The organism is Acidovorax sp., from assembly GCF_034519795.1.
Classification (GTDB): Bacteria; Pseudomonadota; Gammaproteobacteria; order Burkholderiales; family Burkholderiaceae_C; genus Acidovorax.
In genome coordinates this window covers 292,054-314,649 of record NZ_JAXHOB010000032.1, presented here as the reverse complement: position 1 = coordinate 314,649, position 22,596 = coordinate 292,054, and the positions used below count along the sequence as shown (strand labels likewise).

At 68.0% G+C, this 22,596-nt stretch carries 24 protein-coding genes; 11 read left to right on the top strand and 13 right to left on the bottom strand.

The features are described 5' to 3' along the window. Nucleotides 1–1,608 (top strand): carboxylesterase/lipase family protein, encoded by a 1,608-nt coding sequence (locus tag U5N23_RS33015; RefSeq protein WP_322596871.1) that lies wholly within the window; start codon nt 1–3, stop codon nt 1,606–1,608. A 99-nt stretch (nt 1,609–1,707) separates the two neighbouring features. Further along, nucleotides 1,708–1,929 carry a hypothetical protein gene (locus tag U5N23_RS33010; protein ID WP_322596870.1) on the top strand — a complete coding sequence of 74 codons (222 nt, stop codon included), beginning with the start codon at nt 1,708–1,710 and terminating at the stop codon, nt 1,927–1,929. A gap of 42 nt (nt 1,930–1,971) precedes the next feature. Here U5N23_RS33010 and U5N23_RS33005 read toward each other — a convergent pair whose 3' ends face one another. Further along, a complete protein-coding gene (locus U5N23_RS33005; protein ID WP_322596869.1) occupies nt 1,972–2,829 on the bottom strand; it encodes an NmrA family NAD(P)-binding protein in 858 nt (285 codons plus the stop codon). Nucleotides 2,830–2,941: 112 nt separating this feature from the next. On the opposite strand from U5N23_RS33005, the gene U5N23_RS33000 reads away from it, so the two are divergent. After that, the gene (locus tag U5N23_RS33000; protein WP_322596868.1) at nt 2,942–3,862 is read left to right on the top strand and encodes a LysR family transcriptional regulator; all 921 of its coding nucleotides are present in this window, start codon (nt 2,942–2,944) and stop codon (nt 3,860–3,862) included. 11 nt (nt 3,863–3,873) lie between these two features. Here the strand turns inward: U5N23_RS33000 and U5N23_RS32995 are convergent, their stop codons facing one another. Next, entirely contained in the window at nt 3,874–5,742 is a 1,869-nt protein-coding gene (locus U5N23_RS32995) for a diguanylate cyclase domain-containing protein (RefSeq protein WP_322596867.1), read from the bottom strand. 117 nt (nt 5,743–5,859) lie between these two features. Continuing rightward, nucleotides 5,860–7,245 (bottom strand): signal recognition particle-docking protein FtsY, encoded by a 1,386-nt coding sequence (gene ftsY / locus U5N23_RS32990; protein ID WP_322596866.1) that lies wholly within the window; start codon nt 7,243–7,245, stop codon nt 5,860–5,862. A 27-nt stretch (nt 7,246–7,272) separates the two neighbouring features. On the opposite strand from ftsY, the gene U5N23_RS32985 reads away from it, so the two are divergent. The 4 genes from U5N23_RS32985 to coaD all read left to right on the top strand — a co-directional run bounded on the left by U5N23_RS32985 (nt 7,273) and on the right by coaD (nt 11,483). Further along, nucleotides 7,273–8,751: a pitrilysin family protein gene (locus tag U5N23_RS32985; RefSeq protein ID WP_322596865.1), complete on the top strand. Its 1,479-nt coding sequence runs from the start codon at nt 7,273–7,275 to the stop codon at nt 8,749–8,751. Nucleotides 8,752–8,767: 16 nt separating this feature from the next. Beyond that, complete coding sequence (locus tag U5N23_RS32980; RefSeq protein WP_322596864.1) at nt 8,768–10,114, top strand: pitrilysin family protein; 1,347 nt, start codon at nt 8,768–8,770, stop codon at nt 10,112–10,114. Then, entirely contained in the window at nt 10,111–10,821 is a 711-nt protein-coding gene (rsmD, locus tag U5N23_RS32975) for a 16S rRNA (guanine(966)-N(2))-methyltransferase RsmD (RefSeq protein ID WP_322596863.1), read from the top strand. The genes U5N23_RS32980 and rsmD overlap by 4 nt, the downstream gene beginning before the upstream one ends. A gap of 158 nt (nt 10,822–10,979) precedes the next feature. Beyond that, a complete protein-coding gene (coaD, locus tag U5N23_RS32970) occupies nt 10,980–11,483 on the top strand; it encodes a pantetheine-phosphate adenylyltransferase (RefSeq protein WP_057201858.1) in 504 nt (167 codons plus the stop codon). A 4-nt stretch (nt 11,484–11,487) separates the two neighbouring features. Here the strand turns inward: coaD and U5N23_RS32965 are convergent, their stop codons facing one another. The 6 genes from U5N23_RS32965 to U5N23_RS32940 all read right to left on the bottom strand — a co-directional run bounded on the left by U5N23_RS32965 (nt 11,488) and on the right by U5N23_RS32940 (nt 16,473). Beyond that, nucleotides 11,488–12,237: an alpha/beta hydrolase gene (locus U5N23_RS32965; RefSeq protein WP_322596862.1), complete on the bottom strand. Its 750-nt coding sequence runs from the start codon at nt 12,235–12,237 to the stop codon at nt 11,488–11,490. A gap of 49 nt (nt 12,238–12,286) precedes the next feature. Next, on the bottom strand, nt 12,287–13,414 hold the full coding sequence (locus tag U5N23_RS32960; protein ID WP_322596861.1) for a putative zinc-binding peptidase: 1,128 nt from the start codon (nt 13,412–13,414) through the stop codon (nt 12,287–12,289). A 317-nt stretch (nt 13,415–13,731) separates the two neighbouring features. Further along, nucleotides 13,732–14,049: a BON domain-containing protein gene (locus U5N23_RS32955; RefSeq protein WP_057201860.1), complete on the bottom strand. Its 318-nt coding sequence runs from the start codon at nt 14,047–14,049 to the stop codon at nt 13,732–13,734. Nucleotides 14,050–14,206: 157 nt separating this feature from the next. Continuing rightward, a complete protein-coding gene (locus U5N23_RS32950) occupies nt 14,207–14,599 on the bottom strand; it encodes a hypothetical protein (RefSeq protein ID WP_322596860.1) in 393 nt (130 codons plus the stop codon). A gap of 57 nt (nt 14,600–14,656) precedes the next feature. Next, nucleotides 14,657–14,821 (bottom strand): DUF1328 domain-containing protein, encoded by a 165-nt coding sequence (locus tag U5N23_RS32945; protein ID WP_322596859.1) that lies wholly within the window; start codon nt 14,819–14,821, stop codon nt 14,657–14,659. 278 nt (nt 14,822–15,099) lie between these two features. After that, the gene (locus U5N23_RS32940) at nt 15,100–16,473 is read right to left on the bottom strand and encodes a CHASE3 domain-containing protein (protein ID WP_322596858.1); all 1,374 of its coding nucleotides are present in this window, start codon (nt 16,471–16,473) and stop codon (nt 15,100–15,102) included. 123 nt (nt 16,474–16,596) lie between these two features. Here U5N23_RS32940 and U5N23_RS32935 point away from each other — a divergent pair, with 123 nt between their 5' ends. Next, nucleotides 16,597–17,229: a response regulator transcription factor gene (locus U5N23_RS32935; protein WP_057201863.1), complete on the top strand. Its 633-nt coding sequence runs from the start codon at nt 16,597–16,599 to the stop codon at nt 17,227–17,229. Between the two features lie 118 nt (nt 17,230–17,347). Here the strand turns inward: U5N23_RS32935 and U5N23_RS32930 are convergent, their stop codons facing one another. The 4 genes from U5N23_RS32930 to gpmA form a co-directional block, all read right to left on the bottom strand. Next, nucleotides 17,348–17,764, bottom strand: coding sequence for a response regulator (locus tag U5N23_RS32930; protein ID WP_322596857.1), 417 nt, complete (start codon nt 17,762–17,764; stop codon nt 17,348–17,350). A gap of 111 nt (nt 17,765–17,875) precedes the next feature. Continuing rightward, a complete protein-coding gene (locus U5N23_RS32925; RefSeq protein ID WP_322596856.1) occupies nt 17,876–18,625 on the bottom strand; it encodes a HesA/MoeB/ThiF family protein in 750 nt (249 codons plus the stop codon). Nucleotides 18,626–18,772: 147 nt separating this feature from the next. After that, nucleotides 18,773–20,209 (bottom strand): S41 family peptidase, encoded by a 1,437-nt coding sequence (locus U5N23_RS32920; RefSeq protein WP_322596855.1) that lies wholly within the window; start codon nt 20,207–20,209, stop codon nt 18,773–18,775. Between the two features lie 199 nt (nt 20,210–20,408). Further along, entirely contained in the window at nt 20,409–21,152 is a 744-nt protein-coding gene (gene gpmA, locus U5N23_RS32915; RefSeq protein ID WP_322596854.1) for a 2,3-diphosphoglycerate-dependent phosphoglycerate mutase, read from the bottom strand. 72 nt (nt 21,153–21,224) lie between these two features. Between gpmA and U5N23_RS32910 the strand changes: the two genes are divergently transcribed. The 3 genes from U5N23_RS32910 to secB all read left to right on the top strand — a co-directional run bounded on the left by U5N23_RS32910 (nt 21,225) and on the right by secB (nt 22,546). Beyond that, entirely contained in the window at nt 21,225–21,632 is a 408-nt protein-coding gene (locus U5N23_RS32910) for a rhodanese-like domain-containing protein (protein ID WP_322596853.1), read from the top strand. A 69-nt stretch (nt 21,633–21,701) separates the two neighbouring features. After that, the gene (grxC, locus tag U5N23_RS32905) at nt 21,702–21,962 is read left to right on the top strand and encodes a glutaredoxin 3 (protein WP_322596852.1); all 261 of its coding nucleotides are present in this window, start codon (nt 21,702–21,704) and stop codon (nt 21,960–21,962) included. 125 nt (nt 21,963–22,087) lie between these two features. Then, the gene (gene secB / locus U5N23_RS32900) at nt 22,088–22,546 is read left to right on the top strand and encodes a protein-export chaperone SecB (RefSeq protein WP_007860332.1); all 459 of its coding nucleotides are present in this window, start codon (nt 22,088–22,090) and stop codon (nt 22,544–22,546) included. The last annotated feature ends 50 nt before the right edge of the window (nt 22,547–22,596 follow it).

Below are 22,596 nucleotides of genomic sequence, written 5' to 3'. Positions count from 1 at the left end.
ATGCATTCCCCCACGCTGAAAACCCTGCTGTCGCTGGCTCTTGCCCTGGGCCTGGCCGCTTGCGGCAGCGGCGATGACAACCCTTCCGACCCCACCGAGGTCGCCACGGCAGAAGGCCGGCTGGTCGGAACGCCCGACGCAGGCCTGGTGACCTACCGCGGGATTCCCTATGCCGCGCAACCCGTGGGTGCCCTGCGCTGGGCCCCCACCGCAGCGCCCCAGGCGCGCAGTTCCTTGCTGCAGGCCACGCAGTGGGGGCCGTCGTGCCCGCAGGCCGGCCCGGGTGCCGATGCCGCCACGTCGGAGGCCTGTCTGTACCTCAACGTGTGGAAGCCCGCGGACGCCCGACCGGGCAGCAAGCTGCCGGTGGTGGTGTTCATGCATGGCGGGGCCTTCGTGCTGGGCTCGGGGGCGCAGGTCAGCCTGGCCGAGCTCACGAAGCGCCAGGTGGTCAGCGTGAGCTTCAACTACCGCCTGGGCGCACTCGGCTACATGGCGAACTCTGCGCTGCAGGCCTCCAACCAGGACGGCAGTCTGGGCAACTTCGCGCTCATGGATGCGCTGGCGGCCCTCGCCTGGGTGCGAAAGAACATCGACGCTTTCGGTGGCGATGCCGGCAACGTGACCCTCTGGGGGCTCTCCGCGGGGGCCACGCAGACCTTCTCGCTGCTGCAATCGCCCCGGGCCAAGGGCCTGTTCCACAAGGCCATCCTGCAAAGCGGCGGCGGTGCGGAATATTCCAACCTGGCGCCGCAGGCGGCGCTGGCCGTGGGCGACAGTGCCGTGGCAACGCTGGGTTGCGCAAAGGCGGCCGACCAGGCCACCTGCCTGCGGGCGCTGCCCGTATCGGCCATCCTGGCCGCCCAGGGCCCCGGCAAATGGCGCCCGACGGTAGACGCACAGGTGCTGACCCAGGTGCCCGCCCGCGCCTTCGAAACCGGCAATTTCAACCGCATGCCGGTCATGATCGGTGGCGTCTTCGACGAGGGCACGCTCTTTAGCGACCCGCAGCTCAGCGCCGGCAATTACCCGCTGTACCTGCACTCGCTGGTGCCGGCAGGCTTCGACACCACGCGCATCGACGCCACCTATGCCCTGTCGCGCTTCGCGGTGCCGGGCCAGGGCTATGCGCGGGCCGTGGGCGATGCCATGTACGCCTGCGGCAACAGCGCGCGGCGCGATGCCCTGTCGGCCTGGGTTCCGGTGTACGGCTGGGAGTTCACGGACCCGGCCATGTCGTTCCCGCAGAACCCGGTGTCCTACTACTACGGCAGCTCGCACGGCCTGGACAGTCTCTACCTGACCGGCAATGCCGATGCGCTGCCCTCCTACCCGTTCCTGGACGCGGGCAGCAAGGCCGCCGTGACCAGCAGCGAGGGCCTGGCCCAGCGCAGGGCCTTGGCGGACCAGATGCTCACGTATGTGGCCAATTTCATCCGCAGCAGCGATCCCAATGGCGATGGCCGCAACCTGGCGATCCACTGGCCACGGTTCGCGGGCCCCACCGACCGGCAACTGATCGAGTTCACCCTGCCCGGCATTACGACCTCGAACACCCGGTTCGAGCTGGCGCATCACTGCGGGACGGTGTGGCCTGCGATCTACTGACCGTTGCGCCGGCGGTGGGCCCCGCCTTGTAGACTGGGGCTCGTTGCATCACCTCGCCGGGCCCAGTCTTCGGCGATGCGGCGCTCTTTGGAGGAGTCGATGTCCCACCACCCCCGCTTCAACGTCTTCGGCCGCATCGTCGAAGTGCAGCGCCAGGGCGCGCAGTGGCAGTCCTATCTGATCGGCACGGACGGCAAGCGCGCACCGGCCGGCTGGGTGGTGCCAGATTTCATCGAGGCGGACGAGCTGGCCCAGTACCTGGCCGACCTGTTCCATGAAAGCGCCATGCCGCACAACGGCGAGGTGCACCGCATCAGCTAGTGCTGCCTGGCCCGCCGGGCGGCGGCGGGGCTGGTGGCTCGGTCATTGTGTCGCGGGCACCAAACGTCGCACCACCTCCGCCAGGCCCGTGGGTCCCTGCCGCGGCGAACCCTCGAAACACAGCCAGCCGGCATTGAACCCATCGAGCATCTGCATGCGGTGCTCGGGGTGGCGCATGCCCTGGGCCCGGAACGACGCCTCCCAGGCGTCGCGCGGCACGGCCTCGGTGCCTACCGGGTGGCCCAGCCGCTGGGCCAGCGCCCGGGCGATGTCGAGCGGCGATACCGTAGCGGGGCCTTCCAGTTCCACGATCCGCTGGCCAGTCCAGCGCTCGGCCAGCAGCTCCGCTGCGGCCCGCCCGACGTCTTCGGTGGAGACCATCGGGATGCGGCGCTCCAGCGGCTGCAGGTAGCTGGGCACGAGGCCGTGCTCGCGGGCGGCGGCGATGTCCCATTGCAGATTCTCCATGAACCAGGCCGCCCGCAGGTAGGTGATGGGCAGGGGCAGTTCGGCCAGGGCCTGCTCCAACAGGCCGAGCTGGTTCAGCAGGTTGGGCTCTGGCGCCTGGGCGCCCACGGTGGACAGCACCACCACCCGAGCCGGCATGGCCTGCTCCAGCGCGCTGCGCACCGCCGCGATGACGGCGCGCGATTCGGGAAACCCGGGCGACGGATCGAACTGCGGCGGCAGCAGGATGAAGACACCCTCGCAACCGGTGAATGCCTGGGCCAGCGCCTGCGCATCGCCCATGTCGGCCAGGGCCATCTGGCAACCCCGGGCTGTCCAGGCTGCGGCCTTGCCGGGGTCCCTTACGACGGCCCGGACGGGCTGGCCCTGCGCCAGCAGAGAGCGCGCCAGAGCGCCTCCGACCTGGCCTGTGATGGCGGTAATGGCATGCATGTTCCAACTCCTCGAAAATCAGCGGCCGATTGCCGCCGGGACGGATTCTGCGGACGATGGATAATTTCAGCGATAGCATGGATGGCATTTGATTCATGACTGGAAGGCATGTATGACCGGTTTCGACGAACGCCTGCTCGCAGGCCTGGGGGTCTTCACTGCCATCGCGGACGCGGGTAGCTTTGCGGCAGCCGGTGAGCAACTGGACATGTCACAGTCCGGTGTCAGCCGCGCCGTGGCCCGGCTCGAGCGGCGGCTGGGTGTGCGCCTGTTCGACCGCACCACGCGCGTGGTCAGCCTCACCGAAGAGGGGCGGCGCTTTCATGCCAGGGTGCTGCCCCTGCTCGCCGGGCTGGAGGACGCCGCCAACGACGCAGGGATGGGGCGCACGCTGGTGCGCGGCCGCCTGCGGGTTCAGCTCGACCCGTTCTTCTCGCGCATGGCGCTGGGGCCGCGGATCGGTGAGTTTCTGCGCCTGCACCCCGGGCTGACGCTGGACCTGGTCACGCGCGACCATTTGGGCGACATGGTGGCCGACGGCTTCGACCTGGCCGTGCGCTTTGGCCACCTTCCGGACTCCACCCTGGTGGCGCGCAAGCTGCTCGACACGCGCATCCTCACGGTGGCGGCACCGGCCTACCTGGCGCGCCATGGTCGGCCGGCTACGCCGCAGGCCATCGCGCGGGACGGGCATGCCTGCATCGATTTTCGCGATTCCGCCACCGGCAGGCCCTTCCCCTGGGAGTTCCACCGCAAGCGCCAACGGCTGCAGGTGCCCACCGATGGCCGGCTGATCGTCAACGATGCAGGCACCTTGCTGAGCACTTGTCTGGCGGGCTACGGCATCGCGCAGATCATGGACTTCGGCACCCGCGCGCTGCTCGACGCGGGGCAACTGGTGGAGCTGTTTCCCGACTGGCCGGACGAGCGTTTTCCGCTGCACGCCATCCACCCCTCGCGCCACCAGGTGCCCGCCAAGGTGCAGGCGTTCCTGAGGTTCGTGGTGGGGGTGGTGGAAGCCGGGGACCAGTGAGCGCGGTGCCCTCAGCCGGCATCCGCCAGGTACACGTACAGCCGGTTGCGCCCCATGGTCTTGGCCTGGTACATGGCGTTGTCGGCCTGGCGCAGCACCTCGTCCACCGTCAGGGTGTGGCCGGACACCAGGCTGACCCCGATGCTGGCCTCGCAGTGGTAGGGTTGGCCGTCCAGGTCATAGGGTTCGCGCAGCGCCGCCAGCATGCTTTCGCCCACGGTCCGCGCCTTGTCGGTGGCCTCCAGGGCTTCCTTGCCCAGGCTTTGCAACAGCACGACGAATTCGTCCCCGCCCAGTCGGGCCACGGTGTCCTGCTCGCGCACGCAGGCCCGCAGGCGCGTGGCCACATCGCGCAGCAGCAGGTCGCCCATGGCATGGCCGCGGCTGTCGTTGAGGGCCTTGAAATGGTCCAGGTCGACGAACAGGGTGGCGGCGATCTGGCCGCTGCGGCTGCTGGCGGCCATCACCTGCTCCAGCCGGTCGGTCAGCAGGCGCCGGTTGGGCAATTGGGTCAGGGTGTCGTAGAGGGCCAGGTGGCGCGCTTCCTCCTCGGCGGCCTTGCGCCGGGAGATGTCGATGTCGATGCAGAACATCTCGGGTTCCTGGCCCGGCACATGCACATAGGCGTGGCTCGAAAACACGTCCACCGGCGAGCCATCCTTGCGCTTGAGGCGCAGCTCACCGGGGGGGATGGGCTCGCCCGAGCTGAACATGTGCGCGACCTGGGTCGTCACGGCATCGTGCAGGGGGGCGGGGATGATCAGCTCCAGCAGGTTCCTGCCCAGGGCCTCCTGCTCGGTGTAGCCGTACAGATCCTCCGACGCCTTGTTCCAGTACGTGGTGGTGCCATCGGCCCGGTAGCCCTGCACCGACACCGAGGGGATGCCCAGCAGCAGTGAGCGAAAGCGCAGTTCCGACTCGTGCAGCGCCTGCTGCGCCTGCCAGCGCTCGGTGATGTCGCGCGCCAGGAAGAGCACGGCGGCCTGCCCATCCACCTCGGCGCCCAGGGGCTGGGCCCGCCCTTCGAAGTAGCGGATTCCCGACGCGGTGTACACCGCGTACTCGAGCTTGTGCGGCAGGCCCGAAGCCAGCGTGTCGCGCAGCAGCTGCACCAGCCGCTGGGCTTCGCTGGAGGGCAGCACGTCGCGCAGGTGCTGCCCCACGCGCTGGGGCGCCCCTGCGGCATGCATGCCGTCGTCGCGCGAGAACAGTTCCATGCAGCGGCCGCTACCGTCCAGCAGCATCAGCGCATCGGGAATCGCCTGGGTGATGGCCCGCAGTCGGGCAGCGCTGCCTGCCAGCGCGAAGTCGGTGGCCTGGCGCTGTTCCACGTCGCGCAGCAGCACGCCCAGGAGGGCGGTGGCCACCGGAAAGATCATCAGGTAGGGAATGGCGACGGTTTCGTTGATGCGCGCCGCCACCTCGGCAGGCAGTCCCTGGAACAGTCCCACCACCGCCAGGTGCAGCAGCATGCCGAAGGCCAGCAGCGGCCAGATGCCCACGCCCAGGTGCCAGCGCCGGCGCGCGTACCGGTAGGCCAGGCCGGCGGCCACGCAGGTGGCGATGGTCAGCACCCCGACGAGGGCCCCCGCGCCGCCCAGCCACAGCCGCCAGGCGCCCGACATGGCCCCGGCAATCAGCGCCACCGTGGTGCCGCCGAACAGGCCCGCCATGCACAGCACCACCGAGCGCGCGTCGATGATGACGCCCGGGGCAATGGCCAGGGGCGAGAGCATGCCCACGATGCAGATGCCGCCGAACAGCAGCCCCGAGAAAGCCTTGCCCACAAAGGGCTGCCTGCGCCACAGCCGGATGTTGGCACCGTGCAGAAAGCACAGCGCCAGCAGCAGGGCCGCGCCTTTGACCAGTTCGACGAACAAGGAACCTCCCCGCAGCCCGTGAGCGAAGTTCCATCATGTGGCAATTGCTGCCAGCGGTAAATCCTATTTTGGCCGGGTTTTCCGCCATCCGGCCACGGACGAAATATTCTCAGCCTCTCAAGTCAGCAGGGCCTGGGCAAATTCGCGCGCGTTGAAGGTTTCGAGATCTTCGAGCTTTTCGCCCACACCGATGAAATACACGGGAATCGGGCGCTCCTGCGCGATGGCGGCCAGCACCCCGCCCTTGGCCGTGCCGTCGAGCTTGGTGACGATGAGGCCGGTCAGCTGCAGCGCATCGTCGAAGGCGCGCACCTGGGCCAGGGCGTTCTGGCCGGTGTTGCCATCGATCACCAGCAGCACCTCGTGCGGGGCGGTGGCGTCGGCCTTGGTCACCACGCGGCGGATCTTCTTGAGCTCCTCCATCAGGTGCAGCTGCGTGGGCAGGCGCCCGGCGGTGTCCACCAGCACCACGTCCTTGCCGCGGGCCTTGCCGGCCGTGACGGCGTCGAAGCTCACGGCGGCGGGGTCGCCGCCCTCCTGGCTGACGATTTCCACCGTGTTGCGGTCGGCCCAGACGCCAAGCTGCTCGCGCGCCGCCGCGCGGAAGGTGTCTGCGGCCGCCAGCAGCACGGCCGCGCCCTCGCTCGAGAGGTGGCGGGTGAGCTTGCCGATGGAGGTGGTCTTGCCCGCGCCGTTGACGCCCGCCACCATGATCACGGTGGGCGTGTACTGGCCGATGACCAGGGATTTCTCGAGCGGGCGCAGCAGATCGGCCAGAGCATCGGCCAGCAGGCCCTTGACCAGGGCCGGGTCGGTGGTCTTGCTGTCCTTGACGCGGCGCTTGAGGTCGGTCAGCAGGTGCTGTGTGGCCTTGACGCCGGTGTCGGCCATGAGCAGGGCTTCCTCAAGTTCCTCGTAGAGGGCATCGTCGATCTGCGTGCCGGTGAACACCGTGGCGATGCTGCTGCCGGTCTTGCGCAGGCCGAGCTTGAGGCGGTCGAGCCAGCCCTTGCGCTCGGCCACCACGGGCGCTGCGGGCACAGGCACCACGGCGGGCGTCGGCACGGGAACCGGCGCTGGTGGGCGCACCACGGGGGCAGGGGCTGCCACGGGTGCTGCCAGCGGAGCCGGTGGGGGGGCGGGCACCCAGGGTGCGGGTGCTGCCGGCACGGGGGCCGGCGTGGAAAGTGGCACGGCTGGTGCAGCCGGCGGCGGTGCAATGGTTGCAGGCGGTGTCCACGGTGCTGGTGCTGGAGGCACTGGCGCCGCAGTGGGGGCCGGTGCAGGGGCGGTGGGTTGCGCTGGCGCAGGCTCGGCCTTCCCGCCAAAGGGGTTGCGCAGCCAGCCCAGCCCGGGGATGGCCGGTGCCGGCGCAGGGGCCGGTTGCGGCGCGGGGGGCTCGGGCGGGGCGGCAGGTGCAGGAGCGCCGGGCACGGCAGCCGATGAAGGCTCATCGGCAGGGGCGGGCGAGGTGGGGGGCTTTTTCTTGAAAAAACTGAACATTGGCGGGTTCTTAGAATCAGCCATTCTATGAAACGCGCTTTCACCCTACTGGGCCTGCTGGCCTGCCTCGGCGCCGGAGCCACCACCGCGGTGGTTTCTCCGGGTTCCCATCCATCTTCTGCAGCGGGCGGGGCCGTGGTGGCGCCCCCCGGGCCGGGAAGTGCCGGGCCGCGTGCCACGGCTTCCGGCGCGCAGCAGTTCACGCTCGCCAACGGCATGCAGCTCATCGTGCAGCCCGACCACCGGGCCCCCACGGCGGTGCACATGGTCTGGGTGCGGGTGGGCTCCATGGACGAGGTGGACGGCACCTCGGGCGTGGCCCACGTGCTCGAGCACATGATGTTCAAGGGCTCCAAGACCGTGGCGCCGGGCGACTTCTCGCGCCGCGTGGCGGCCCTGGGCGGGCGCGAGAACGCCTTCACCAGCCGCGACTACACGGGCTACTACCAGCAGATCCCGGCTAACCGGCTGGAGGACGTGATGCGCCTCGAATCCGACCGCTTTGCCCACAACCAGTGGCCCGACGAGGAGTTCAAGAAGGAAATCGAGGTGGTCAAGGAGGAGCGCCGCATGCGCACCGAAGACCAGCCGCGTGCCGTGCTGGCCGAGCAGCTGTTTGCCGCCACCTTCACCGCCGCGCCCTACCGCCGCCCCATCGTGGGCTGGATGAGCGACCTCGACGCCATGACGCCGGAAGACGTGCGCGCCTTCCACCGCCAGTGGTACACCCCCACCAACGCCGCCGTGGTCGTGGCCGGCGATGTGGACGTGGCCAAGGTGCGCGCGCTGGCCGAAAAATACTACGGCAAGCTGCCCGCCCACGCGCTGCCCGCGCGCAAGCCGCGCACCGAGCCGGCCCAGCAGGGCCTGCGCCGCATTGCGGTGAAGGCGCCGGCCGAGCAAGGCTACGTGGCCCTGGCCTTTCGCGTGCCGGCACTGGAGCGCCTGCAGGACCTGCAGGAGTCCGACACCGATGCGCTGGCCTTGCTGATGCTGTCGGCCGTGTTCAGCGGCTACGACGGCGCGCGCCTGGAGCGCGCCCTGAGCCAGGGCGAGAACCGCGTGGCGGACAGCGTAGGCAGTTCGGCCATGGTCACGGGGCGCGGCCCGGCGCTGTTCATGTTCACCGGGGTTCCCACCGGCGGCAAGACCGCCCAGCAGGTGGAGGAGGGCCTGCGCGCCGAAGTGGCGCGCGTGGCGCGCGAGGGCGTGAGCCAGGCCGAACTGGAGCGCGTGAAGACGCAGTGGATCGCCTCCACCGTCTACGAGCGCGACTCGGTCCACAGCCAAGCGCAGGAACTGGGCAGCAACTGGGTGCAGGGCTTCCCGCTCGACGCCGAGGAGCGCCTGCTGGAGCTGGCGCGCAAGGTCACGCCAGAGCAGGTGCAGGCCGTGGCCGCCAAGTACTTCGGCGACGACCAGCTCACCGTGGCCACGCTGCTGCCGCAGCCGCTCGATACCCCCCGTCCCCGCCCGGCCCCCAAGGCCGGTGCTGCCCGCCACTGAACCCGGTCTCCCTCCCATGATCAATTTCAAGAAACTGGCGCTCGGCACCGTGCTGGCCAGCAGCAGTGCGCTGTTCTACTGCGGCTCGGCCTGGGCCCTGCTGCCCATCCAGCACTGGACGGAGCCCAATGGTGCCCGCGTTTGGCTGGTGGAAAGCCCCGTCATCCCCATGGTGGACGTGCAGATCGACTTCGACGCCGGCAGCCGCCGCGACCCGGCGGCGCAGGCCGGCCTGGCCAGTGCCACAGCCTCCATGGCCTCCAAAGGCGTCAAGGGCCAGGGCACTGAGCCCGCGCTTGACGAAAACGCCCTGGGCGAGGCCTGGGCCGACCTGGGCGCCAGCTTCGACGCCGGTGCGGACAGCGATGCCATGCATTTTTCGCTGCGCTCGCTGACCGACCCGCCGCTGCTGGACAAGGCCGCGCGCCTGGCGGCGCGGCAGATCGCCGAGCCGAGCTGGCCTGCCGATATCTGGGCGCGCGACCGCGCGCGCTGGAGCGCGAGCATCAAGGAGTCGAACACCCGCCCTTCCACGGTGGCCGAAAAGGCCTTCGGTGCCGCGGTGTACGGCAACCACCCCTATGGCGTGCGCACCACCGAAGACACGCTGGCGCGCATCAGCATCGCGGACATGCAGGCCTTTCACGCCAGCACCATCGCGGCCTGCCGCGCCAAGGTGGGCATCGTCGGTGCGGTCACGCGGGCCCAGGCCCAGGCCCTGGTGGCCACGCTGCTCGCGCGCCTGCCCGCCGCATCGGCCTGCGCACCCCTGCCCGCCGTGGGCGAGATCGCCGCGCTGACCGTCCCCGAGGAAAAGAACATCCCGTTCGCCTCCGCGCAGGCGCATGTGCTGATCGGCCAGCCGGGCTTTCCCCGCCGCGACCCCGACTTCATCGCGCTGCTGGTGGGCAACCACATCCTGGGCGGTGGTGGCTTCGTCTCGCGCCTGACCGAGGAGGTGCGCGAAAAGCGCGGCCTGAGCTACAGCGTCTACAGCTACTTTGCGGGCGGCCTGCACGCCGGGGCCTTCACCATCGGGCTGCAGACGCGCCCCGACCAGGCGGCCCAGGCCGTGAAGGTCTCGCGCGACGTGCTCGCCCGCTTCGTGGCCGAAGGCCCCACCGAGGCCGAGCTGCGTGCCGCGAAGGACAACCTGATCGGCGGCTTTGCGCTGCGCATCGACAGCAACAAGAAACTGTTGGGCAACGTGGCCAACATCGCCTGGAACGACCTGCCGCTCGACTACCTGGACCGCTGGACCCAGCGCGTCGACGCCCTCACGGTGGCCGACATCCGTGCGGCCATGCAGCGCAAGCTGCAGCCCGAGCGCATGGTCACCGTGGTGGTGGGGGGCAAGCCATGAGCCGCTCGACCCTGCGTGGGCAGGCGCTGGCTGCTGCCCGCTCCGCCCCGCCCGCCAGTGCCCCTGCGGCACCCGCGAAGAAGAAGGCCGGTGCCGGCAAGAACCCGGCATCCGCCACGGCCAAGGCGCCTGGCGAGATCCGCATCATTGGCGGGCTGTGGAAGCGCACCCGCCTGCCAGTGGCCCAGCGACCGGGCCTGCGGCCCACGCCCGATCGCGTGCGCGAAACCCTGTTCAACTGGCTGGGCCAGGACCTGACCGGCTGGCGCTGTCTGGATGCCTTTGCCGGCACCGGCGCGCTGGGTCTGGAGGCCGCCTCGCGCGGCGCAGCCGCCGTGCAGCTCGTGGAAAGCGATGCCGCCCTGGTGGAGCAGCTCAATACCTTGCAGCAGCGTCTGGAGGCCAGGGCCGTGCGCGTGCAGCGCGGCGATGGCATTGCCGCGCTGCGCCAGGCCGCCCCCGGCAGCCTGGACCTGGTGCTGATCGACCCGCCCTTCGACGGCAACCTGTTCGAGTCGGCGCTGCAGGCGGCGGGCAAGGCCGTGGCGGCCAGCGGCTTCGTATACCTGGAGGCGCCCGTCGCCTGGACCGACGAGGGCCTGGCGGCCAGCGGCCTAGTGGTCTACCGCCACCTCAAGGCCGGAGCGGTGCATGCGCACCTGCTGCGGCCCGTGGGCGCCGCCGGCGCGCCGGCCGACGCCCGCTGAGCTTCGTTCGCGCCCGATCGCACCTGCAGCCGGGCCGGCCGAAAAGGGCGCTGGATGCATCCATGTTGCAGTGCACTGCATAATGCGCCCAAGCGGCCCGGCAGGCCCACAAGAGGCCGGGGCCAGTGCCCATTTCGCCGTACAGGAGACAACCCGCCATGGCCCAGAACGTGCTCGCCGTCTATCCCGGAACCTTCGACCCCATCACCCTGGGCCATGAAGACGTGGTGCGCAGAGCCACCCAGTTGTTCGAACGCGTGATCGTCGCCGTGGCCGCTGGCCACCACAAGAAGACCCTGTTCAGCCTGGAGGAGCGCATCGACATGGTGCGCGAGGCGGTCAAGGGCTACCCCCAGGTGCAGGTGGAAAGCTTCTCGGGCCTGTTGCGCGACTTCGTCGTCTCGCGCGGCGGCAAGGCCATGGTGCGCGGCCTGCGCGCGGTGACCGACTTCGACTACGAGTTCCAGCTCGCCGGCATGAACCGCAGCCTGATGCCCCAGGTGGAGACCGTGTTCCTGACCCCGAGCGACAAGTACCAGTTCATCAGCAGCACCTTCGTGCGCGAGATCGCGGTACTGGGCGGCGAGGTGACCAAGTTCGTCTCGCCCTCGGTGCAGGAACGTCTGGCGGTGAAGGTGCGCAGCCTGGCGCCGCAGACCTGACGGGTCAGCCCGTCCAACCGCCGCGCTGCAGCCACTGGCTCAGCAGCGTGTTGACCACCTCGGGCCGTTCCATGGTCAGCATGTGGCCGCAATCGGCCACCACCTCGAACTCGGCACCGGGGATCAGGCCCGCGATCTCTTCGGAGCAGGCCAGTGGCGTGAGCTGGTCCGCTTCGCCGCAGACCACCAGCACGGGGCATTTCACCCCGGGCAGGTGCAGCCGGGCGTCCGGGCGGGCGATGACGGCGCGGTTCTGGCGCACCAGTTGCTCGGCGCCTGCGCGCAGCACGAAATCCAGGTAGTCCTGCACCAGGTCGGACCGCGCCGCGCCGCTCGGGTGGAAGGCGAAGGCCACATTGGGTTCGATCACCTCGCGCACGCGCCCCTGCTCGAACAGCGCGATGGCCGCTTCGCGCAGCGCCTGCATCTCGGGCGTCTCCGGCCGGGCGGTGGTGCCCAGCAGGGCCAGCCCGACGACACGGCCCGGTGCTTGCCGCGCTGCTTCCATGGCGATCATGCCGCCCATCGAGGCGCCGCACAGCAGCAGGGGGCCGGGGTACTGCGCGAGCAGCAGGGTGGCCATGGCCTGCACGCTCGTGGCCTCGGGCCGGGTGTGCACCGCGGTGATCTCCGGGCGCAAGGCCGCTGGCAGCACGGCACTTTGCAGGCGCCACATCGTCGCATCGCCCGCCAGGCCAGGAATGAGCAGCAGTTGCGGCACGGGGCTGGGCGGTGGATTGCGGGTCATCGTCATCGTCTTCGGGTCGTCTTTGTCGTGAGTGTCGCGGGCAGGCAGGAGGGGGTCACACCACCGCACTGGTGGCCAGGTGGGGCGCACCGCCATCGGCGGCCTGCTGCGCCCCTTGCACCAGGTCATGCACGAAACGCAGCTTGACCATGGCGCCAGAGGACAGGGCGAACGGATAGGCGTCGTCCTGCCCGAGGCTGCGGTTCAGGCTGTTGAGCAGCAAGGTCAGCGGCACCCATTGGCGCACCATGTCCTGAAAGTCCGGGTGGTGGTTGGCTGCGAACGGGTCGGTCACGTGGTGGCGCGCCGCCACGTGGGGGTCGGGCACGGTCACGGCGGTCTGGTAGCTGGCGGCGGTCTCCAGCAGGTCCACCATGTGCAGGTAGTGGGCCCAGGTCTCGGCCCAGTCCTCCCAAGGGTGGGCGGCGGCATAGGCACTGACGTGGTTCAGGAACCAGTCGTTGCCGTTGCTGCCCTTGGCATAGTGCGCGTCGAGCGCTGCGGCATAGTCCTGTCGCTCGTCGCCGAACACGCTGCGGAACGCGTCCAGCCGGTTGCCGTCGCGCACCAGTTGGTCCCAGTAGAAGTGGCCGGATTCGTGGCGCAGGTGGCCGATGAGGGTACGGTAGGGTTCCCCCAGGGCGATGCGCCGGCGCGCGCGCTCGTCGTCATCGGCCTCGGCGATGTTCAGGGTGATGGTGCCACCCTGGTGGCCGGTGAGGATGGCGGGGCCTCCCAGCATGTCCGCCAGGAACTCGAACACCGGTCCGTAGCGGCCGGGCACCGGCTCCAGCCCCAGGCGGGCCAGGGTGTAGAACAACTGCCGCTTGGCCCCCTCGATCTGCTTCCAGCGGCGCAGATTGGCCATGTCCGACAGGTCGGGCAGCAGGCGCGTCTGCCGGCACGAGACGCACAGCTCCGAATAGTCGCTCGAAGGCACCGCAAAGTTGCAGGCGTCGTAGGTGGTGTGGTTGTGGCACATGCGGTACAGCCGGCCGCTGTACTGGGCCGTGCCGCGCTCGCCGAGGCGCCGCCACAGGTCCGGGCCATCCTGGGGCGCGGGCGTGAGCGCCGCCATCGTCAGCTGGTCCGGCAAAAAGGCCAGTGCGCTGCCGCAGTGCAGGCACTGCACGCTGTCGAAAAACACCAGATGACCGCAATGGTCGCAATTGAATACCCGCATGGGGGGAGCTTAAACCCAGACGCTGTGCCGCAGTGCACGCAATGGACGGTCTTCCATGCAAATGCAGCTGCAAGCCATGCCGCAATGGCAAAAGCAGGCCGAACATGAAGCACCCCCTGAGGCGCTTCGCGCCTTCACCCCTCTCTCGACTCGCTGCGCGAGTCGGGAGGGGGACGCCCCCAGCGCGGCGGGGCGGCCCTTGCGCGGGGGCGCTGGCCTGGGCCCCGCCAGTCGCATGTGCTGTGGAGCGGCAGCACCGTGGATTACCGAAATGAAAATGCCCCCTGAGGCGCAAAGCGCCTCAGGGGGCATTTGTATCAAGGGCGAACGACGATGCTGTTGCGCACTTCGCGCACATGCTTGGTGTTGCGAGCAATGTTTTCGGCCTGGTTCTTTTCAGAAGCCGACTTGGCGAAGCCCGACAGCTGCACCGTGCCGTTGAGCGTTTCCACACTGATGGAGGTGGCAGAGACGCTCTTGTCTTCGGCCATCTTGGCCTTGACTGCGGTGGTGATGCCGGCGTCGTCGACGTAGGAGCCTACGGTCTGCTGGTCGCGGGCGACGGAGCAGCCGGTGGCCGTGACGATGGTGAGACCGGCAACAGCGGCAAAGGCGAGGGCACGTGCGTATTTCATGGTTTTTCCTTCAAGTTGGTTTTTGGGAACGCGGGTGCTTTTCTGCAGGTTCAGCCTGCCGGTCGTTTGCACCCTCCATGACCGGCAAGCTGTGGGTTGCTGGGGCCAGGGGCCGGGTGGGCCCATGGCTCCAGCAGATCTTTCAATGCGCGGGAGCTCAGTAGCTGCCGCGGCGGCGCGATGCCATCAGGACCAGGCTGGCGGTCAATGCACCGACACCGGCAGCGATCAGGATGGACTTGCCAGGCTGTTCTGCCACGTACTTGCTGGTGGCGTCGGCCACGTCCTGCACCTGGCGCCGGGCGCGTGCGCTGGCCTCTGCGGCGTAGTCGATGCTGCGGCTGGCCAGTTCCTGGGCGCGGGCGGCCAGGTCGTCGATGGCAGGATCGGCTTCGCGGCGCAGTGCTCGGACCGTGTTTTCGGCCTTGTCCAGCGACCCGTTGGCGAGGTTGCGCGTGCTCTGCACCGCATCCTGGGCGCTTTGCAGCACGTCGTCGGTAAGGGTACGGGCACCTTCGGCGACCTTGTTGGTGGCGGATTGGATGGTCATGGGTTCACTCCTGGGGGTAGACGATGGGACGGTCGGCAAGCTCTATCGGGGGGCGCTTCAGCCCCTTCGCAGCAGGCCCACGACGAAAGTGACAACAGCCATGATCACGAACACGAAGAACAGGATCTTGGCGATACCCACAGCACCTGCGGCAATGCCGCCGAAGCCGAAGATGGCTGCGATCAGTGCGATGACCAGAAAAACGACGGCGTAGTGCAACATATGCTTCTCCATGGGGGGCCGGAGGTCCGGCGAGTGGTTCAGTCAGCGCCTTTCGTTGGCGCCTGGGTCCAATGTAGGTGGCAGGTGTCGGATGGGATGCCGGTGGCCGGCGCGCCGTTTTGTCGGTGGGCGGACGCCTGCCTTGTAGGACAGGGACTTGCTGGATGGCGCTGGGCGGGTGGGGGGCTGGCGTTAACCAGGCAATGCGCTACCCCCAGGCGATGCCCTAGGCCGGGGAAAAGGCCGCCCAAAGGGGCGGCGCGCCTGGCAGGCGGCGGTCAGGCAGGGTTGTGCGGCAGCGGCAGGATGGCCGAGACCAGGGCGCCATTGCCAGGCCGCGAGGTGATGGTCAGCCGCCCGCCAGCGGCCTCCACGCGGTGGCGCATGCCGGCCAGGCCGTGGGACGAGGGGCTCACGCTGGCGGGGTCGAACCCCTGGCCGTCGTCACGCACCTGCACCGCCACATGCTTGGGGTGGCTGTGCACGGAGACCAGCACCTTCTGCGCCTTGGCGTATTTGCCGATGTTGGTCAGCGATTCCTGCACCAGCCGGTAGACGGTGAGCTGCGTGGGCTCGGGCAGCTGCACGGGTTCCAGGCTGGTTTCCACCTCGATGCCGGCGCGCTCGCCGTACTCGCGCGCAAGGATCTCGATGGCCGCCGTCAACCCCAGGTTGGACAGGGACGAGGGGCGCAGGTCTTCGATGATGCGGCGCTTGAGTGCAATGCCGCTGTTGAGGGTTTCGGTCAGGTGGCGCAGGCGCTCGGCAATCTCGGGCACCTGGGTGTCGATCTTGGACTTGAGGCGTGCCACATCGAGCTTGGCGGCGGTGAGCAGGGCGCCCAGCTCGTCGTGCAGTTCGCGCGCCAGGTGGCCGCGCTCGTCCTCGCGCACCTGCTGCAGGTGGCTGGCGAGCTCGGACAGCGTGGCGGTGCGCTCGCGCACCAGGCCTTCGAGCCGATCGCGCTCGCGTTCCAGCAGCAGTTGCTCGCGCAGGCTGAATTGCTGCAGTGCATGCGCCTGGCGCAGGTACATGAAGAACGCCAGCAGGCCGATGGCCGTGACCGTGGCGATGCCGATGCGCGAGAGCATCAGCGAGCGCAGCACCTGCGCCTGCCCCTGCTTGACGACGATGGCGCTGCGGTCGATGAGGGCCTGGGCGTGCTTGCGGATGGCCTCCATGTTCTCCATGCCCACATCGGTGTGCAGGATGAACTTCCAGGCATCCTCATTGCCCTGGCGGCGCAGCTTGAGGCTCAGCTCCATTTCGGCGAGCTTGCGCGAGATCTGGCGCGACAGCAGGGACAGCTCCTGCATGTCGTCGGGCGAGTCGAGGAACTGGTTGCGCAGGTTGTCCAGGTCCTGCTGCACGCTGGCCAGCGCCTTGTCGTAGGGTTCCAGGTAGCGGTCGTTGCCGGTGAGCAGGTAGCCGCGCTGGCCGGTCTCGGCATCCAGCATGCTCTGCAGCAGGCGGTTCAGGGCTCCGTGCGTCACCTGGCCGTGGGCCATCTGGGTGACGGCCTCCTGGGAGCGCATGTGACCGACCTCGTTGATCCCCACCAGCACCATGGCCGCGAGCAGCGCCATGGGCAGGCTCAGGGCCATCTTTCGGACTTTGGGAAGCAAGTCCTTGGCGATCTCATGCAAATTCATATGCGTTATTCTGGATAATGGCATCAGGCCGGCCTACGGCGCTGCCCTGTGGCGGGAGATCGGAACGCAGGTGCATTCAACAAAAATTGGGAGTGGGAAGCACCCTCCCTGAAAGAACGCTCAATGATCAAGATCGGCATTGTGGATGACCATGCAATTGTTCGCTCCGGACTTCGCCAGTTCCTGTCCGAGCATGTGGACCTGCGCGTGGAGGGCGAGGCCTCCAACGGCCGCGAAGCCATCGACCTGGTGCGCACCCATGAAATCGACGTGCTGCTGATGGACCTGTCCATGCCCGGCCAAAGCGGCCTGGATGCGTTGGCCATGCTGCGCGCCAAGGCGCCCGACATGGGTATTCTGATCCTCAGCGGATACCCGGAGGAGCATTACGCCATCAATCTCATCCGCCAGGGGGCCAGCGGCTACCTGAACAAGGAATGCGACCCCTCCGAAATCGTGGAGGCCATCCGCATCATCGCCCTGGGCAAGCGCTACCTGACCCCCGCCGTGGCAGACCTGCTGGCCCAGCAGCTCAACCGCAAGGACGACGCCCCGCCGCACGAGCAGCTGTCGGAGCGCGAGTTCCAGGTGTTCCTCAAGCTGGCCAAAGGCGAAACGGCCGGCGACATCGCCAAGTCGCTGTCGCTGAGCGTGAAGACGGTGAGCACCTACCGCACGCGCCTGATGGAAAAGATGAGCCTGTCGTCCAACAGCGACCTGACCTACTACGCGCTCAAGAACCGCCTGATCGACTGAGCGGGTGGGGGCCTTGCAGCGGGCGGGGCCCGGCGCCCGCGCCGCTGCCGCCGTGCGCAAGCTGCAGGCGCGGCGCTTCAATGTGGAGGGTGGGCATGCTGGCAGGTCGCCAGCGCACTCAGGGGTTGCCGCGCACCGGAACGCGGGCGCTTTGGGCGGGGTGTACGCTGCCATGCTCTATGCAGTAGTCCACCAGGGCATCTATTTCGTTGGATTTGTCGAACACCGCATCCACGCCCAACTGGGCGCAGCGCATGCGGATATCGGGGGTGGCATAGTTGCTCAACACCACCATCTTCTGGTGGGGCCGGCGGTCGCGGCAGGCGGCCAGCACGCCCAAGCCGCTGCCCTGGCGCAGGAACAGGTCGACGATGGCCAGGTCCCATTGTTCCTGGTGGTCGGTGAGCCAGCCCTTGCCCTCGTCTTCGGTCTCCGCCACCCCCACCGCCTCGACGGATGCCAGTTCTTCCAGAGTACCGATGAGGTTCTCCCGGATGGTGGCATTGTCTTCAACGATGTACGTGCGGAGTTTCACTACGGATCCAGGTGACGGTCGGTGCAGCCAGGCGATGGCCTAGTTCTGAATTTAACCGAAGTGCCTCTGCCATTCTGACAGCGGCTGCACGCAGGCCATGTAGGAGGGTTCCTACGGTGACGCGCACACAACACATCCGGGTGCGCGCTCTACGTGCATGGTGCTCCATTCCATCGAGCGGCCGTCCAGCATCATCAGCCGCCCCGCCAGGGTGGGGCCCACGCCGGTGATCAGCTTGAGCGCCTCGGCCGCCTGCATGGTCCCGATGATGCCCACCAGGGGTGCGAATACCCCCATGAGCGCACAGCTGACCTCCTCGAACTGCGCGTCGGGCGGGAAGATGCAGGCATAGCAGGGCGCCGTGCCATGGCGCGGGTCGATCACGGTGATCTGTCCGTCGAAGCGGATCGCCGCCCCGGCCGCCAGTGGCACGCCGTGGCGCACGCAGGCGGCGTTGACCGCATGGCGGGTGGCGTAGTTGTCGCTGCAGTCCAGCACCACCGTGGCGCCGGGCAGCAGTTGGTCGAGCAGCGCGGCATCGGCGCGGGCCTGCAGCGCCTGGACCTGGACCTCGGGGTTGATGGCTGCCACCGCCTGCGCGGCCGACTGCACCTTGGGCGTGCCCACGCGCGCCGTGGTGTGCGCGATCTGGCGTTGCAGGTTGGTCAGGTCCACCGTGTCGTCGTCCACCAGCGTGATGCGGCCCACACCGGCGGAGCCCAGGTACAGCGCTGCCGGCGAGCCCAGGCCCCCGGCGCCGATGATGACGGCATGGGCGGCCAGTACGCGCTCCTGGCCCTCGATGCCGATCTCGTCGAGCAGGATGTGGCGCGAGTAGCGCAGGAGTTGGTCGTCGGTCATGGGGTGGGCACGGTGCGGCGGGTGGGGTTGCGATTGTGCGGGAGCCGGGGCGGGCAGCGCCGGCGGGGCGTGAAAAAGGCCGGATTCCCTGGGGAATCCGGCCTTGATGGCTGGACGCTGAGCGACTGCAGTTGCAGTCTCAGGGGCTCAGTTTTCCTTCTTCTCGTCCTTGCGCTCGGCCAGCGTCTTGCTGACCAGCACGGGGCGGCCCTTGAGCTGGTTCAGGGCCTGCACCAGCTGGAAGTCCTTGTCGGTGCCGAACTCGGGGGGCTTGCGGTCGGCTGCAGGCTTCTTGGCTTCCTCTTCCAGGCGCTTCCTGGCCTCCTCGCGGGCCTTTTCACGGGCGGCGTCCTTCTTTTCCTCGCCCTGGCCACTGCCCAGGTGCTTGTCCAGGTCGGCTTCGCGCATGCGCAGGGCGGCAAACACGTTGCCTTCTTCGGATTCGTCGATCATCACGTCGGGCACGATGCCCTTGGCCTGGATCGACTTGCCGCTCGGGGTGTAGTAGCGCGCCGTGGTCAGCTTGATGCCGGTGTCCGGACCCAGGGGGCGCACGGTCTGCACCGAGCCCTTGCCGAAGGTCTGGCTGCCCATGATGGTGGCGCGCTTGTGGTCCTGCAGGGCACCGGCCACGATCTCGCTGGCCGAGGCCGAACCTTCGTTGACCAGCACCACCATGGGGACCGATTTGATGGCGGCGGGCAGGCGGCGCAGGGGGTCGCCGCCGCTGCGGCGCTGGTAGTACTCGGGCGCCGCCTTGTAGGTGGACTTGCTTTCGGCCAGCTGGCCGTTGGTGGTGACCACCGTGACGTTCTCGGGCAGGAAGGCGGCCGAGATGGCCACGGCCGCGTCGAGCAGGCCGCCCGGGTCGTTGCGCAGGTCGAGCACCAGGCCCTTGACATTGGGGTCCTGCTTGTAGATCTCTTCGACCTTGCGCACGAAATCGTCCACCGTGCGTTCCTGGAACTGCGACAGGCGGATCCAGGCGTAGCCGGGCTCGATCACCTTGCCCTTGACGGACTGGGTCTTGATCTCTTCACGCGTGATGGTCACCGGGAAGGTGCGGCTCTCGTCCTTGCGGAAGATGGTCAGCGTGACCTTGGTGTTGGGCTCGCCGCGCATGCGCTTGACGGCCTCGTTGAGCGCCAGGCCCTTCACTGCGGTTTCGTCGATCTGGGTGATCAGGTCGTTGGGCTTGAGGCCTGCGCGGAACGCGGGCGAGCCTTCGATGGGGGAGACCACCTTGATCAGCCCGTCTTCCTGGGTGATCTCGATGCCCACGCCCACGAAACGGCCGGAGGTGCCTTCGCGGAATTCCTTGAAGGACTTCTTGTCGAAGTACTGGGAATGCGGGTCCAGGCTGGCCACCATGCCGGAGATGGCATCGGTGATGAGCTTCTTGTCATCGACCGGCTCGACGTAGTCGGTCTTGACCAGGCCGAACACGGCCGACAGTTGCTGGATCTCTTCCAGCGGCAGGGGCGTCATGGCACCGCGCGCAACGGTCTGCAACGACACCGTGGTGAGCGCTCCAGCCACCACACCTACCGACACCCATCCTGCAATTTTGAGTTTGTGGCCCATAGAACACCTTTACCGCATCAATATACACCTGGGAAGCTGGCCGAATGCCTTTTTTGCACGCGTGTGAAAACAAGCGTTTCAAAAAGGCCTCCGACCACTTCTTAGAAGGGCCCAACCCGCCGCAGTTCCGCGCCGGGACTCGCTTTCGCAGGTTCGAAGGGGGCAATTGGCGGGCTTTACACCCGCTTTACGCCAATTTCTAGGCCTTGCCTTGCGAAGCCACCGCCGCAGCGGCCTTGGCCGCCGCTTCGGCGTCACCCAGATAGTAGTGGCGGATGGGCTTGAGGTCGCCATCGAGCTCGTATACCAGTGGAATCCCGTTGGGAATGTTCAGGCCCACGATCTCGTCGTCCGAGATGTTGTCCAGGTACTTGACCAGGGCGCGGATGGAGTTGCCGTGCGCCGCCACCACCACGCGCTTGCCGCCCTGGATGGCCGGGGCGATGGATTCGTTCCAGAACGGCAGTACGCGCGCCACGGTGTCCTTGAGGCACTCGGTCAGCGGCACTTGGCCGGCATCCAGTCGTGCGTAACGCAGGTCGCTGCGCTCGCTGCGCGGGTCGGTGGCTTCCAGCGCCGGCGGGGGCGTGTCGTAGCTGCGGCGCCATACGAGCACCTGGGCATCGCCGTACTGCTTGGCCATGTCGGCCTTGTTCAGGCCCTGCAGCGCGCCGTAGTGGCGCTCGTTCAGGCGCCAGCTGTGCACCACGGGCAGCCAGGTGCGGTCCATCTCGTCCAGGGTGTGCCACAGCGTGCGCGTGGCGCGCTTGAGCACGCTGGTGTAGGCCACGTCGAACTCGTACCCTTCGGCCTTGAGCAGGCGCCCGGCATTCTTGGCCTGGTCCACGCCGGTGGGGGTGAGGTCCACGTCGGTCCAGCCGGTGAAGCGGTTTTCCAGGTTCCAGGTGGATTCGCCGTGGCGGATCAGTACGAGTTTGTGCATGGTTTCCCTTGGAGGAGCGGGTCAAAACCATACATTCTAAAATTGCGCCGTTCGCCAACCCAAGGAATCTCCGTGAAATTCATTATCGACAACTGGTATCTGGTCTTCGTGGCACTGGCTTCGGGCAGCATGCTGATGTGGCCTTTGCTCAAGAACGCCAGTGGCGGTTCGCTCACCCCGGCCGGGGCCGTGCAGCTCATCAACCGCGAAAAAGCCGTCGTCATCGACGTCTGCGAGACCGAGGAATTCGCGGCGGGCCACGTGGGCGGCGCCAAGAACATCCCGCTGAACCAGCTCGAAGAGCGCTTGGCCACCACGGTCAAGAACAAGGCCCTGCCGCTGGTGCTGGTATGCACCACGGGCGCGCGCGCCAACCGTGCCGTGGGCATCGCCAAGAAGCTCGGCTACGAGAACGTGCAGGCCATGGCCGGCGGCCTCAAGGCCTGGCGCGAAGCCAGCCTGCCGGTTGAAAAGGCCTGAGACGCCCCTAGATGAAAGGGATGGGCGCCTGGCGCCTACCCCGCCGCCACTCTACGAAAGATGCCCGCCATGCAACCCGTGAAGATGTACACCACCGCCGTCTGCCCCTATTGCATCCGTGCCAAGCAGATCCTCAAATCCAAGGGCGTGGAGCAGATCGAGGAGATCCGCATCGACACCGACCCTGCCGCCCGCACCACCATGATGGAGATCACCGGCCGGCGCACCGTGCCGCAGATCTTCATCGGCGACACCCACGTCGGCGGCCACGACGACCTGGTGGCGCTGGACGGCCGCGGCGGCCTGATGCCGCTGCTCGGAGTCCAGTGATCGGCTAAGCCCGCCTTCGGGCGCTGCATAATGCAGCCCCATGTGCCCGCTGCGGGAGTCCTTCCCCGGCGGGTTTCGTTTTGTCACCCGCTCGTTGTGCGAGCACAAGAAGAGACCTGTCAACCATGGCCGACCAAGAAAATCCCGTTTTCCAGATCCAGCGCGTCTACCTCAAGGACATGTCGCTCGAGCAACCGAACTCGCCCGGCATCCTGCTGGAACAGGAACAACCCAGCGTGGACATCCAGCTGGGCGTGGAAGCCACCCCCGTGGCCGAAGGCATCTTCGAAGTGGCCGTGACCGCCACCGTGCAGACCAAGGTCAAGGACAAGACCGTGTTCCTGGTCGAAGCCAAGCAGGCCGGCATCTTCGAGATCCGCAACATCCCTGAAGACCAGATGGGCGCCATCATGGGCATCGCCTGCCCGCAGATCGTCTACCCCTACCTGCGCGGCAACGTGGCCGACCTGATCAACCGCGCCGGCTTCCCGCCCGTGCACCTGGCCGAAATCAACTTCCAGGCCATGTTCGAGCAGCAGCAAGCCCAGGCGGCGGGCAATCCGTCGCCCATCATCACGCAGTGATGGTCACCGGGGACCGCTTGCCGGCCCCTGTCGCTTGACCCTCTTCAGGC